At 67.7% G+C, this 13,137-nt stretch carries 11 protein-coding genes; 9 read left to right on the forward strand and 2 right to left on the reverse strand.

Annotation, left to right across the window (positions count from 1 at the left end):
- The first annotated feature begins 25 nt into the window (after window positions 1-25).
- The 9 genes from E0H73_RS12580 (at window position 26) to E0H73_RS12620 (ending at window position 11,363) form a co-directional block, all read left to right on the forward strand.
- Window positions 26-1,072: a LacI family DNA-binding transcriptional regulator gene (locus E0H73_RS12580; RefSeq protein WP_202867341.1), complete on the forward strand. Its 1,047-nt coding sequence runs from the start codon at window positions 26-28 to the stop codon at window positions 1,070-1,072.
- A gap of 1 nt (window position 1,073) precedes the next feature.
- The gene (gene rbsD / locus E0H73_RS12585) at window positions 1,074-1,463 is read left to right on the forward strand and encodes a D-ribose pyranase (protein WP_131354158.1); all 390 of its coding nucleotides are present in this window, start codon (window positions 1,074-1,076) and stop codon (window positions 1,461-1,463) included.
- Complete coding sequence (locus tag E0H73_RS12590; RefSeq protein WP_202867342.1) at window positions 1,463-3,487, forward strand: ADP-ribosylglycohydrolase family protein; 2,025 nt, start codon at window positions 1,463-1,465, stop codon at window positions 3,485-3,487. Before rbsD ends, E0H73_RS12590 begins: the two co-directional genes overlap by 1 nt.
- Complete coding sequence (locus E0H73_RS12595) at window positions 3,484-4,887, forward strand: ABC transporter substrate-binding protein (RefSeq protein WP_131354160.1); 1,404 nt, start codon at window positions 3,484-3,486, stop codon at window positions 4,885-4,887. Before E0H73_RS12590 ends, E0H73_RS12595 begins: the two co-directional genes overlap by 4 nt.
- Window positions 4,884-5,789, forward strand: a complete 906-nt coding sequence (locus E0H73_RS12600; RefSeq protein ID WP_202867343.1) for a carbohydrate ABC transporter permease — start codon at window positions 4,884-4,886, stop codon at window positions 5,787-5,789. The genes E0H73_RS12595 and E0H73_RS12600 overlap by 4 nt, the downstream gene beginning before the upstream one ends.
- The gene (locus E0H73_RS12605) at window positions 5,786-6,685 is read left to right on the forward strand and encodes a carbohydrate ABC transporter permease (protein WP_202867344.1); all 900 of its coding nucleotides are present in this window, start codon (window positions 5,786-5,788) and stop codon (window positions 6,683-6,685) included. The genes E0H73_RS12600 and E0H73_RS12605 overlap by 4 nt, the downstream gene beginning before the upstream one ends.
- Window positions 6,682-8,094: a sulfatase family protein gene (locus E0H73_RS12610; protein WP_165555618.1), complete on the forward strand. Its 1,413-nt coding sequence runs from the start codon at window positions 6,682-6,684 to the stop codon at window positions 8,092-8,094. The genes E0H73_RS12605 and E0H73_RS12610 overlap by 4 nt, the downstream gene beginning before the upstream one ends.
- Before the next feature lie 76 nt (window positions 8,095-8,170).
- On the forward strand, window positions 8,171-9,850 hold the full coding sequence (locus tag E0H73_RS12615) for a glycoside hydrolase family protein (protein WP_165555620.1): 1,680 nt from the start codon (window positions 8,171-8,173) through the stop codon (window positions 9,848-9,850).
- Between the two features lie 10 nt (window positions 9,851-9,860).
- Window positions 9,861-11,363 (forward strand): sulfatase family protein, encoded by a 1,503-nt coding sequence (locus E0H73_RS12620; protein ID WP_131354168.1) that lies wholly within the window; start codon window positions 9,861-9,863, stop codon window positions 11,361-11,363.
- Here the strand turns inward: E0H73_RS12620 and E0H73_RS12625 are convergent.
- Together E0H73_RS12625 and E0H73_RS12630 are read right to left on the reverse strand one after the other, a co-directional pair.
- A complete protein-coding gene (locus E0H73_RS12625; RefSeq protein ID WP_131354170.1) occupies window positions 11,348-12,016 on the reverse strand; it encodes a response regulator in 669 nt (222 codons plus the stop codon). The two genes, E0H73_RS12620 and E0H73_RS12625, sit on opposite strands and share 16 nt — an antisense overlap.
- Window positions 12,013-13,131 (reverse strand): sensor histidine kinase, encoded by a 1,119-nt coding sequence (locus E0H73_RS12630; RefSeq protein ID WP_131354172.1) that lies wholly within the window; start codon window positions 13,129-13,131, stop codon window positions 12,013-12,015. Before E0H73_RS12630 ends, E0H73_RS12625 begins: the two co-directional genes overlap by 4 nt.
- Window positions 13,132-13,137: the final 6 nt, after the last annotated feature.

A 13,137-nucleotide genomic window follows, 5' to 3' on the forward strand; every position in this document is an offset into this window, starting at 1 on the left:
GCAACTCGTGTTGATCGGAGGCGCGGTGACGGTGCGGCGCTCGGACGTGGCCCGGTTGGCGGGGACGTCGCCCTCGGTCGTGAGCTACGTGCTCAACGGCGGACCTCGTGGGGTCGCGGAGGAGACGCGGCAGCGGGTGCTGGCCGCGATCGAGCAGCTCGGCTACCGGCCGAACGGGATCGCCCGCTCACTGCGGATGGCCCGGACGATGACGCTCGGCCTGGTCGTCCCGGACAACGCCAACCCCTACTTCGCCGAACTCGCCCGCGCGATCGAGGAGGAGTCGTTCGCCGAGGGATACACGTTGCTGATCGGCAACTCGTCCGAGGACGACGACCGGCAGACGACGTACGTGCAGACCTTCCTGGCTCGTCAGGTCGACGGGTTGTTCCTGGTTCCGGCGCACGGTCCGCTGGGTTGCCTGGAGGATCTGCAGCGCGCGAAGACGCCGTGGGTCACGCTCGACCGTGCGGTGGAAGGGATCGCGCCGGCGGTGCTCGTCGACAACCACGGCGGTGCGTACGCCGCGACCCGGCATCTGCTCGAACACGGCCGGCGGCGGATCGCCTGCCTGGCCGGCCCGCAGGACGTGATGCCCGCGATGGACCGGGTCGCCGGCTGGCGTTCGGCGCTGGCGGACGGCGGCATACAGCCGGATGCGATGACGCTGTGGCATGCGCCGTTCGGCCGGCAGGCCGGGTACAGCGCCGCCCGCACGATGCTCGCCGCGGACGAGCGGCCGGACGCGATCTTCGTGGCCAGCGACGAGCAGGCGATGGGTGTACTGCGTGCCGTCGCCGAACTCGGCCTGGTCTGTCCGGACGAGCTCGCGATCGCGTCGTTCGACGGTGTGGCCGCGGCCATGTACTCGACGCCGGGCCTGACCACGGTCCAGCAGCCGTTCCGCCTGCTGGCGCGGGCGGCGGTGAGCCACCTCGTGCAGCAACTCGGCCCGGGCGAGGTCGACGCGGACGAGGCGAGGACCGAGGTTCTGCCGGTGCAGCTGGTCCGTCGCGGGTCGTGCGGCTGCATCGACCCGACGGGCGGAGACGCACCCGAAACGGAGGACTGAGATGCGTCGATCAGGACTGTGGCACCCGCGGCTGGCCGCGGTGGTGGCCGGTCTGCGACATACCGAGACGATCGTGCTCGCCGATCCCGGGCTGCCGGTGCCACCGGAGGTCGAGACGATCGACCTGGTCTGGGCCCGCGACGAGCCCGCGCTGCTGCCGGTGCTGGCCGCACTCACCGCCGAACTGGTGGTCGAGCAGGCGCTCATAGCCCAGGAGCTGACGGACTCGCGGTTGTTGCGAGGCCTCGACGAACACCTCGGCTCGGTCCCGCTGAAGCGGACCAGCCACGAAGACTTCAAAGTCGTCTGCCGGACCTCGCGGGCTGTCGTCCGCACCGGCGAGACCACGCCGTACGCCAATGTGATCCTGACCGCGGGAGTGCCGTTCTGATGATTCCGGCTGACTACGAAGACCGGGTGTACGCCGGTGTGCTCGGCAAGGTGATCGCCGTCTACCTGGGCCGGCCGTTCGAGGGCTGGCGGTACCAGCGGATCGTCGACGAACTCGGCGACATCACCTACTACGTCAACGACCGTGCGGATCTGCCGCTGAAGAACCACCTGCTGGTGGTCACCGACGACGACATCAGCGGGACGCTGGTGTTCCCGCGGGCGCTGCGCGACCACGGCATCGAGCCGACCTCCGAGCAGGTCGGCCGGACCTGGCTCGACCAGATCGTCGAGGAACAGACGGTGCTGTGGTGGGGCGGGCTCGGCAACTCGACCGAGCACACGGCGTACCTGCGGATGAAGGCCGGCATCCTTCCGCCGGAGAGCGGTGCGATGGCGCGCAACGGTCAGGTGGTGGCCGAGCAGGTCGGTGCGCAGATCTTCGTCGAAGGTTTTGCGATGACGCGGCCGGGCGATCCGCAGGCCGCGGCCGACCTGGCCGAGCGAGCGGCAAGAGTCAGCCACGACGGCGAGGCGATCCATGCCGCGCGGGTGGTCGCGGCCCTGGTCGCACAGTCGTTCGTGGAGCCGGACATGGATCGCTTGCTCGACACCGCCGTCACGCTGATTCCGAAGGACAGCCTGATCTACCGCGTCGTGGCCGACGTGCGCGAGTGGACGGCCGGCGGTGACTGGAAGGCGACCCGGGAACGGATCGAGGAGCGGTACGGCTATCACCTGTACGGCGGCAACTGTCACGTCATCCCGAACCACGCGACGATCATCAACGCCCTCGCGCACAGTGGCGGCGAGTTCGCCCAGGCGATGACGGTGGTCAACACATCCGGCTGGGACACCGACTCCAACGCCGGCAACGTCGGCGCGATCTGTGGCGTCCGAGCTGGATTGGCCGGACTCGACGCCCGACGCGACTGGCGCGGTCCGATCGCCGACCGGCTCTACCTGCCGGCCGCCGACGGCGGATCCTGCATCACCGACGCGGCGCGCGAGGCGTTGACCCTCGCCGGACACGGCCGGACCTGGGCCGGCGAGCAACCGGTGGTCCCGAAGGACGGCGCCCGCTTCCATTTCACCTTCCCCGGCTCGGTCCAAGGCTTCACCGTTGCTGAAGGCAACGGCCAGATCGTGAACCAGGACGCCCGGCTGACAGTGCCGGGTGGAACGACGGTCAGCACACCCACCTTCATCCCACCCGAGGCTCTGGACATGCCGATCTACGGCCTGCTCGCGAGTCCCACTCTCTACACCGGGCAGACCGTCACCGCCCACGTCGACGCGACGGACGACGCCGAGGTCGCGCTGACGATCACGGCGTACGACGAGAACGACGAGCTGAGCACTGTGTCCGGCCCCGCCACCGTGGTGTCGGCCGGTGCGTCGGCGGAGCTGGCCTACACCGTTCCGGACCTCGGAGGCAGGCCGGTCGCAGCTGTCGGTCTGTCTTCCTCGGGCACCGTGCGGTTGGACCGCCTGACCTGGGAGGGTGCGCCCGATCTCACCCTGACACGGCCGGAAGGCGGGACAGTCTGGCGCCGGGCGTGGGTCTGCGCGGTCGACCGCTGGGACCCTCACTGGCCGGAGCCTTTCCGCATCGTGCAGAACCGGGGCACCGGCCTGCTCAGCCAGGGATCACGGGACTGGCAGAACTACACCGTCACCGCTGACGTGACTCCACACTTGGCGGCGTCAGCCGGCATCGCGGCTCGGGTCCAGGGGCTGCAGCGGTACTACGCGCTCGAACTGGCCGACCGGAACACGGTCCGCCTCGTCCGGCACCACACCGTGCTCGCCAGCCGCGCGTACGACTGGGAGTACGGCCACACCTATCAGCTCGCCCTGACAGCGGACGGCGACCGCCTCGTCGCCGCCGTCGACGGCGAGGCTCTGTTCGACCTCACCGACCCCACGTACGACTGCGGCGGCGTCGCGCTGGTGGTCACCGAAGGCCGGACAGCGACTCAGCAAGTCCGCATCACCCCCATCTCCCGCGAGGAGGAATCATGACCGCACGTTCGTTCAGCCGCCGCCGCTTCCTGACCGGTGCGAGCCTGAGCGCGGCTGCCATCGCCGCGCCCGGTGTCCTCACCGCTTGTGGAGGCAGCGACGACAGTGGGGCCGGCTCGGGCAGCGGCAAGGTCGACCTGTGGCTCGACATCCAGGGCGACGCGAACCAGAAGTACTTCAACGAGCAGGTCGCCGCCCTGTTCGAGAAGGCCAACCCGTCGGTCGATCTGAACACGACCTACTACAAGGGTGACGACCTGCGCCGGCTCGTGCAGACCGCGCTGCAGGCCAGGTCCGGGCCTGATGTGGTCCGCGGCCCGTCGGCCACCCAGACCCTGGCCTGGAGCAAGGCGCATGCGCTCGCGGACCTCACGCCGTACGCGGACAAGTACGGCTGGAAGGACAAGCTGTCGGCCTGGGCGATGAACGCGTTCACGACCGACGACAAGCTGTTCGCGCTGCCCATGCGGGTGGACACGATGATGCTCTACTTCAACAAGACGCTGTTCGCGTCGAAGGGCTGGAAGCAGCCCACGAACCGCGACGAACTCGAGGCACTGGCGGCCGAGGCGCATGGTCAAGGCATCACCGCCTTCGGCTCGTCGAACGTGGACTGGAAGGCCGCGGGCGAGTGGCTGATGACGGTGTTCTGGAACCACTACTCGGGTCCGGACGCCTTGCACCAGGCACTGTCCGGCGACATCAAGTTCACCGACCCGGTCTTCGTCGAGGCGGTCGAACTCGTGCAGAGCTACTTCGACAAGGGCTGGCTGGCCGGCGGCGTCGACAAGTACTTCGCCGTTCCCTCGCAGGAGATCGGTGCGAACTTCGGCAAGGGCAAGGTCGCGATGATCCCGCAGGGCGGCTGGTTCATGAGCCAGGTCGGCCAGTACTTCGGTGCCAAGGCGAAGAACGACAACGAGTGGGACTGGATGCCGATCCCGGCGCTGCGGTCCGAGGTCAAGTACCCGTTGTTCGAACTGGGCATCGGCGGGTCGCTCGGGATCAACGAGGCCAGCAAGAACAAGGACGCCGCCGCCACGTTCATGAACTGGTACTACGGTGACCGCGGCGCGGCCCTGAAGCGGATGGCCGACGTACCGGCGACGTACAACATCCCGATCGACTTCGCCGACGCCGACATCCCGAAGAAGATCGACCCTCGCTCGGCCCGCGTGCTGACCTCGCTGAACAAGGCGGTCTCGACGGGTGACTACGGGTACGTCACGTGGACCTGGTGGCCGCCGAAGACGGACGTGTACGTCTACGAGGGGCTCGAGCAGGTGCTGACCAAGAAGATCAAGGCGGCCGACTACTGCAATGAACTCGACCGGCTCTTCACCAAGGAGAAGGCCGACGGCACCATCCCCGCCCTGCCCGCCCAGGGCCCGGCCAAATGACGACCGCCGTCGCCGGCACCGCCGTACGGGCGCCCGGCGCCGCTCGTGCGCGGCGCCGGTCGGCGGTGATCGGCTGGGCCTTCCTGGCACCGCTGCTGCTGCTCAACCTGGTGGTGGTGCTCGGTCCGTCGATCGCGACGGTGTACTACTCGCTCACCGACTGGTCCGGGCTCGGGCCGGCCGAGTTCATCGGCCTGGAGAACTACACCAAGGCGTTCACCGACCCCGATGTCCATCAGGCCCTGCTGCACAACGTGATCTGGTTCGTGCTGTTCGGTTCGGTGCCGATGGCAATGGGTCTGCTGGGCGCCTACCTGCTCAGCCAGGTCCGTCGCCTCCAGGTCCTGTTCCGTGCGCTCTACTTCATTCCGTACGTCGTGGCCAGCGTGGTCAACGCAGCGGTCTGGAAGATGTTGCTGTCGCCAACGAGTGGGATCGGCCACCAGTTCGGGATCGATCATTCGTGGCTCGGTGACACCGCGACGTCGCTGGTCAGTGTGAACTTCGTCGTCGACTGGCACTTCTGGGGTTTCCTCGCGGTGATCTTCCTGGCCGCGATGCAGGGCATCGACCCGCAGTTGTACGACGCGGCCAGTGTGGACGGCGCCGGCAAGTGGCAGCAGTTCCTCTCGGTCACGCTGCCCGGCATCCGCCCGACGATGATCTTCGTGATCCTGATGACGGTGATCTGGACGCTCAAGGCGTTCGACTACATCTTCATCATGACCCAGGGCGGTCCGGCCGGGTCCAGCGAAGTGGTCTCGACGCTGATGTACAAGCAGGCCTTCAACGAGTACTCCGCCGGGTACGCCGCCGCACTCGGACTGTCGATGACCGCCATCACCGCCGTGATCCTGGCCGTCTACCAGTACCTGCGCAAGAAGGGATGGGAGGACGAGTGACCACCACCGTCATCGACCCGGCGACCACCACCCGCGAACCCGGCCCGTCACCCGCCGGCCCCAGGCGATCCCGCCGGCGTGGCTCCGGCGGAGGAGCCGGTGCGTACGTCGTACTGATCGTGCTGGCACTGTTCGCGATCGGCCCACTGGTCGCGGTGGTGTTCAACGCGTTCAAGAACAACGCCGAGATCGGCACCAATCCACTGGCACCGCCGACCTCGCTCAGCCTGGACAACTTCACCGAGGCGTGGACCCGCGGCGACTTCGCCACCACCATGCGCAACAGCGCGATCATCTGTCTCGGCGCCGTCCTCGGCACCTGCCTGATCGCCGGCCTCGCGGCGTACGCGCTCAGTCATCTGCAGGTGCCGGGGAGCGGGATCGTGGTCGGGTACCTGTTCCTCGGCAGTGCGCTGCCGGTGCAGCTGTTCCTGGTGCCGCTGTTCTTCCTCTGGACCCAGTTGCACCTGGTCGACAATCTGTTCGGGCTCATCGTCATCTACTGGGCCACGGACGCGCCGTTCGCCACCTTGCTGCTGAGATCGTTCCTGCTGAAGATCCCGAAGGACTACACCGAGGCGGCCCGGCTGGACGGCGCGTCCGACCTGCAGATCGCCCGCCGGGTGGTGCTGCCGCTGGCCTGGCCGGGCTTCCTGACCGTCGCGCTGATCGTGGCGCTGTGGTCCTGGAACGAGTTCTTCTGGGCGATCACCTTCATCCACGACCCGAAGCTGCGCCCGGTGGCGACCAGCTTCCTCGCCTTCCAGGACCAGCACTCGACCGACTGGGGGATGACGAGCGCCGCGGCGATCTTCATGCTCGGCCCGGTTGTCCTGCTGTTCCTCGTACTGCAACGCCGATTCGTCAGCGGTCTCACCGCAGGAGGACTCAAGTGACGTCACCCGACACCCGTCCGAACCTCGTCCTGATCGTCGCCGACCAGTTGCGCCGCCAGGCCCTCGGCGCGTACGGCGACCCGAACGTCGCCACGCCGAACATTGACGCGCTGGCGGCCGCCGGGACTCGTTTCGACGCCGCGTGCTCGACGTACCCGGTCTGTGTCCCGTACCGGTTCTCGCTGATGACGGGGGAGTACGCGCACACCCGGTTCATCCCGTCGATCGAGTGGCGGATGTCGCCGGCCGAACGCACGCTGGCCGACGAGCTGAACGGGGCCGGCTACCGGACCGCGCTCTACGGGAAGTGGCATCTGTACGGGAACTTCGGCCACTACCCGGGTCACACCGTGGTGAAGACGTCGCGGACGCAGGTGCCGCGGCCGTACCAGGGCCGGTTCCAGCGGTTCGCAGGCTTCGACATCTGCAACGACCCGTGGGACACCTATTACTGGAACGAGGACGATCCGCAGGCCCACAAGATCGACGGGTTCCAGACCGACGGCCTGTTCGACCTCGCCATCTCCGACCTGCACAAGCCATCGGACAAGCCGTGGGCGACTGTGCTGTCGGTGGAGCCGCCGCACCCGATCTTCACCGCGCCACCGGAGTACGTCGAGCGCTGGAAGGACCGCGAGATCATCCTGCGGGAGAACGTTGACACCGGCAAGGACTACAACAAGCGTGGACCGCACGGCCGGGACCTGATCGACGACCTGCGGGTGTACTACGCGATGATCGAGAATCTCGACGACAACGTCGGACGCCTGGTGAGTGCGCTGCGTGAGACTGGTCAGCTGGAGAACACCGTGATCGGGCTGACCGCGGACCACGGTGAGCTGCTCGGCTGCCACGGCCTGCTGGCGAAGCAGCGTCCGTGGGAGGAATCGCTCGGGATCCCGCTGATCCTGTCCGGTGCGGGCATCGCGTCGACGGTGGTGGCAGATCCGGTCAGTACGGAGGACCTGTTCCCGACCCTGCTCGGACTGGCCGGCGTCGTACCGCGTGATCCGAAGCCCGGGCTGGACCTGTCGCCGCTTGCCCGCGGTGACGAGACCGGGCTCGACCGCGAGGGCGTGCTGCTCGAGTTCGTCGCGGAGATGCGGCCGGGGATGCCGTTCCATGAAGAGACGTGGCGCGGCTTCCGGACCAGTCGCTACAAGTACACGGTGCTTGGGGACGCCCATGGCGGAAGGCCTTGGCAGTTCTTCGACCTCGAGGAAGACCCGTACGAAATGACCAATCTGGTCGACAGCGAGAAGCACGTGGACGAGCTCCGGCGCCATCACACGCTGCTGCGGGATCGGCTGGTGGAGACCTACGACCACTACGTGCTCGCGCCCGCGTTCGGTTGCCCGGGTCTGAACGAGTGGGACCCCGAAGCCAAGTTCCAGCGCCGTTTCGGCTGACAGCGTCGCCCTGGCTGACAGCGTCGCTCTGGCTGACAGCGTCGCTTCGGCTGACATCGTCGAGAGGTGAGGCATGATGAAGCTCGCACGTGTGGTCGCCGCGCTCGTCTCGGTCGCGGGGTTGATCGCGGCCGCGCCCGCCGGCGCCGCCAATCCCGGTCCGCAGTACGTCGGAACGGAGTACGACCAAGGTGGTGGCACCCAGGCGATCGACGGCCCGCTGCCGCAGGTCGAACAGCTCGCGGATCAGATCACTCGGACCACCGACGACATGCTGCGCGACCTGGCCCGCGAACGCGCCAAGCTGCCTTATGGGTCGATCGAGTCCGACCACCACGCACCGCCGCAGCTGACGACGTACCCGCCGGCGCCCGGCAGTCCGGTCTCGGATCAGTACTCCGTCACGCTCGGCCAGCGGGGGCGGAGTACGAGCTCGTTCGTCTACCAGGTCGCGGCGCGGAAGACCGACACCAACCTGGAGAAGGACACGTCCTGGACGTCGTTCTCGTTCGCCGGGCCGGTGGCGGTGCGAGTGCACAAGCTGTCCGGCACGGCGACTGGTTGCCTCGTGCGGCCTGAGTCGGCTCGGATCCGCACGCACTTCGCTGATGGGACCTGCTCCTTTGCCCTCACCGCGGCCGCCAACGTCTCGGTGGAGTTCACCCCGAACACGACCAACCCGGTGCTGCATCCGATGCTGGTGTTCGCGAACCCGCCGGAGGTCGACGTACCACCGGCCAGCGACCCGAACGTGTTGTACCTCGGTCCCGGACTGCATCAGCTCGGCACGGTGCAGTTGCACTCGAACCAGACCGTGTACATCGCGGGCGGAGCATGGGTGCAGGGGACGTTCAAGGGTCTAGGCGTTCACAACGTGGTGATCCGTGGCCGTGGCGTCATCGACGGGACGTACCTCGACACCGGTGACCAGGACTCGAACAAGAGCCGGCCCGGGTTGATCGACATCGACTGTCACGATCCTGGCCAGCCTCCACACGCGGCCTGCTCGACGGGGTCATCGAACTCGAGCAACGTGGTGGTCGACGGACTGACCTTCGTCAACGGCCCGCGCTTCAACGTGCGAGTGCTGGGCGACCACATCACCGTGCACAACTTGAAGGTGATGAGCTGGTGGTACAGCACCGACTGCATCTGGGCAGGTACGGCGAGCCTGGTGGAAGGCAACTTCTGCAAGGTGAACGACGACGCGCTGAAGCCGATGACCGGCGACTCGGTGATCCGGGACAACGTGGTGTGGCAGCTCGAGAACGGTGCGCCGTTCATGATCAGCTGGAACATCCTCACCGACCAGGCCGACTTCCATGTCTACGACAATGACGTCATTCACGCCGAGCACTACTGGCTCTCGCCGCAGGCGATCTTCCGCGCCCGGCACGCCACTCCCGGGCACCTGCAGAGGTTCCTGTTCGAGGACATCCGGGTCGAGGACGCGAACTGGCGGCTGTTCTACATCATCTTGGAGAAGCACCCGAAGTGGTACGACCCGGCGCTCGGCTTCGGGCAGATCTCCGGCCTGGTGTTCCGCGACATCACCGCCCAGACGCCGTTCACGATGCCGAACGTCTTCACCGGCGGCGATCCGGATCACCGGGTCTCTGACGTGACGCTGATGAACGTGGCCATGAACGGCACGTGTGTGGCGAACGCTGCCGACGGCAACTTCCAGATCGATCCGGCGACGACCGATCAGGTCCGGATCGTGAAGAGCGCGCACGCCCCCTGCTCGCATCGATGAGAGGAACTCCGTGAGACCGAACGTGGTCGTCGTACTGGCCGATGACATGGGGTGGGGAGACCTGGGCTGCTACGGGTCGGCCATCCCGACGCCGAACATCGACCGGCTCGCTGCCGGGGGCGCTCGGCTCACCGACTGTCACTCGGCATCCGCGGTCTGTACGCCGAGTCGGTACGCGCTGATGACCGGGCGCTATGCGTGGCGTGGGCCGCTGAAGAACTTCGTACTGATGGGACACGGTCCCGCACTGATCGAACCGGATCGGCCGACGATGGCCAGTGTTCTGCGCGATGCCGGTTACACGACTGGTGCCTTCGGCAAGTGGCACCTGGGGCTCGGCTGGCGACATCGTGACGGGTCGGTCCGGGATGCGTTCGCGCCCGGTGCGGTGTTGCATGACGACGTCGAGACCGACTTCGGACGCGATATCGACTACACGGCTGCGGTGACTGGCGGACCGACCGAGCTCGGGTTCGACCGGTTCTTCGGGATCGCGGGGTCGCTGGACATGCCGCCGTACGCCTTCATCTCCGACGATCGGACGGTCGGGGTGCCCGATCGGGAGAAGGAGGTCTATCTGACTGAGCAGCGGCCCGGGCTGCAGGTTGACGGCTGGCGCGAGGACGAGGCCGACGTACGATTCGTGGGCGAGGCTGTTGATTGGCTGCGGGGGATTGAGCCTGGTACGCCGTACTTGTGCTATCTCGCGCCCTCGGCACCGCACCGGCCGTGTGTGCCACCGGACTTCATCCGTGGTCGTTCCGGTTTGGGGGATCGGGCGGATGCTGTCTGTTTGGTCGACTGGGCTGTTGGTGAAGTCCTGCAGGCGATCGCCGAGCGCGGCGAGACCGAGAACACGCTGGTCGTCGTCACCAGCGACAACGGCGCCCCGATGATCTTCGACGACGACGGCGACATGTCGCAGCACCGTCCCAACGGTGACTGGCGCGGCCAGAAGGGCGATCTGTGGGACGGCGGGCATCGCGAGCCGTTCATCGCCTTCTGGCCGGGGCAGATCGCTGCGGGTTCGTTGCTCGAGGCCCCGATCTGCCTGACCGATGTCCTGCCGACCGTCGCGAGCGCAGCCGGCACGCCGCTGCCGGACGGAGCTGCCGAGGACGGTCAGGACCTGCTCGGCGCACTGACCCGAGGCGAGTCGCTGCCGATGGACCGGCCGGTGGTCCACCACAGCCTCGGCGGCCGCTTCGCGATCCGCTCCGGCCGATGGAAGGCGATCTTCGCACCAGGCTCCGGCGGCGGCTTCTCGGAGCCGTCGATCAGCGCCCTGTTCAGCGCCGGCTCCGGCAAGGCCCACGCCAACCCCGCCTGGGACGCCGACCACCCCGACGGCCAGCTCTACGACCTCTCCACCGACCCCACCGAATCCACCAACCTCTGGTCCACCCAACCCGAGACAGTCACCACCCTCTACACCCAACTCCAATCCATCTGCCAATCCGATTCCAGCGGCCTCCCCTTCGACGTACTGCCCGGCCTTCAGGTGCGGGGATGATCCTGGGTGACGAGGCCGCTGCGGTAGGCGAAGACTACGGCTTGGGCTCGGTCTCGGGCGCCGATCTTGGCGAGGATTCGTTTGACGTGGGTCTTGGTGGTGGATTCGGCGATCACCAGCAGGTCGGCGATCTCGTCGTTGGAGAGACCGTCGGCGACCAAGGCGAGGACCTGTTGTTCTCGGTCGGTCAGGACTGTGAGGACTTCAGCCTCGGCAGAGGTCCCGGGTTCGCCTGAGACGAAGCGGTGAATGAGGTCTCGGGTGACGGCGGGGTCGAGGAGGGCCTCGCCGGCGGCGATGGTGCGGACGGCGTCGATGAGGCGTTCCGGCGAGGTGCGTTTGAGCAGGAAGCCGCTGGCTCCGGCGCGCAGTGCGCCCCACACGTATTCGTCGTACTGGAAGGTCGTCAGGATCAGGATCCGGGAGTCAGGCCTGGTCGCGACCAGGCGTCGGGTGGCCTCGATGCCGTCGATGCCGGGCATGCGGACGTCCATCAGTACGACGTCCGGTGCGTGCTCGCGGCAGAGTTCGACTGCCTGTAACCCGTCCTCGGCCTCGGCGATCACGTCAAGGTCCGGCGCGGTTCCCAGTACGACGGCCAGTCCCGCGCGGAGCAGCGCATCGTCGTCGGCGAGCAGTACCCGGATCGTCATGGCAGCGGAAGCACCGCCCTCAAGGCGAACCCGCGCCCCGGACCGCGGCCCTGTTCGAGCACGCCGCCGCAGAGCGAGACCCGCTCCGCAATCCCCAGGAGGCCGCGCCCCGGCACATGCTGGTCGGGTGGCCCCGGCCCGTCGTCCGCGATCTCGACCACCACGGCGTCACCGTCCCGATGGACGTCGACGGTCGCGGCGCACGGGGCAGCGTGCTTGAGGACGTTCGTCAGTCCCTCCTGGACGATCCGGTAGGCCGACAGATCCAGCGTGCGGGGGAGTTGCAACGCTGGGTCGAGACTCAGAACCACCCGGACCCGGGCGTCGGTGAGCCGGTGCACCAGCTCGGGGATCTGTGCCAGACCGGGGGCAGGATGCGACGCCGGGCGCAGGTTGCCGAGCGCCTGGTCCAGATCCGCGAGCGACTCCCGGCCGGTCTGCTCCATCCCGGTCAGGAGTTCGCGGGCCTTGGCCGGGTCGGTGTCCAGCAGCAGCCTGGCCGCGCCGGCTTGGACGATGAGCAGGTTCACCGTGTGGCCAACCACGTCGTGGAGTTCCCGCGCCACCCGGATCTGTTCCTCGGCGATCGCCTGCTGCCGGGTCGCACGCCGGGCACGCTCCTGCTCCTCACGCCGCCGGGCATTGCTGTAGCCGACCGCCCAGGTAGCGATCCAGGAGAACAGCACGCCCAGTCCTTCAAGAGCCGCGGCATCACGGTTGCCGGCGAAGTAGAGCGCCGTACCGACCAGAGCCATCGGAGGTCCGAGGAGGGCGCGCCGCTTCGTGGCGTACAGGCCGAGCGAGTAGATCCCGATCAGATTGGCGTACGGCGACACCGCGCTGCTGATGCCGGCCAGCGCCTCGACCGACAACCCCACCGTGCCGGCGACGAACCCGGCCAGCGGGAAGGAACGTCGTACGACGAGACCGCCCGCGATCATCAGCGTGAGGACGACGGACAGCACAACCATGGCCGCCCCGCCGTCGACAGGTTCCTGGGTCCGATCGACCACGACCACCGCGAGGAAGACGATGGCGATGGCCGCGTCGACGGCCGGCGCCGGGACCGCACGGGGGCGGGCGAGACGCCGGACCATCGATCGAGAGGGGTTCATGGCACC

This window comes from Kribbella pittospori, from assembly GCF_004331465.1.
Classification (GTDB): domain Bacteria; phylum Actinomycetota; class Actinomycetes; order Propionibacteriales; family Kribbellaceae; genus Kribbella; species Kribbella pittospori.

Bases quoted from the DNA above. Each gene is read 5' to 3' on its own strand.
- rbsD (WP_131354158.1), top strand. From the start codon at position 1,074: ATGCGTCGATCAGGACTGTGGCACCCGCGGCTGGCCGCGGTGGTGGCC.
- E0H73_RS12590 (WP_202867342.1), top strand. From the start codon at position 1,463: ATGATTCCGGCTGACTACGAAGACCGGGTGTACGCCGGTGTGCTCGGC.
- E0H73_RS12595 (WP_131354160.1), top strand. From the start codon at position 3,484: ATGACCGCACGTTCGTTCAGCCGCCGCCGCTTCCTGACCGGTGCGAGC.
- E0H73_RS12600 (WP_202867343.1), top strand. From the start codon at position 4,884: ATGACGACCGCCGTCGCCGGCACCGCCGTACGGGCGCCCGGCGCCGCT.
- E0H73_RS12615 (WP_165555620.1), top strand. From the start codon at position 8,171: ATGAAGCTCGCACGTGTGGTCGCCGCGCTCGTCTCGGTCGCGGGGTTG.
- E0H73_RS12625 (WP_131354170.1), bottom strand. From the start codon at position 12,016: ATGACGATCCGGGTACTGCTCGCCGACGACGATGCGCTGCTCCGCGCG.
- E0H73_RS12630 (WP_131354172.1), bottom strand. From the start codon at position 13,131: ATGAACCCCTCTCGATCGATGGTCCGGCGTCTCGCCCGCCCCCGTGCG.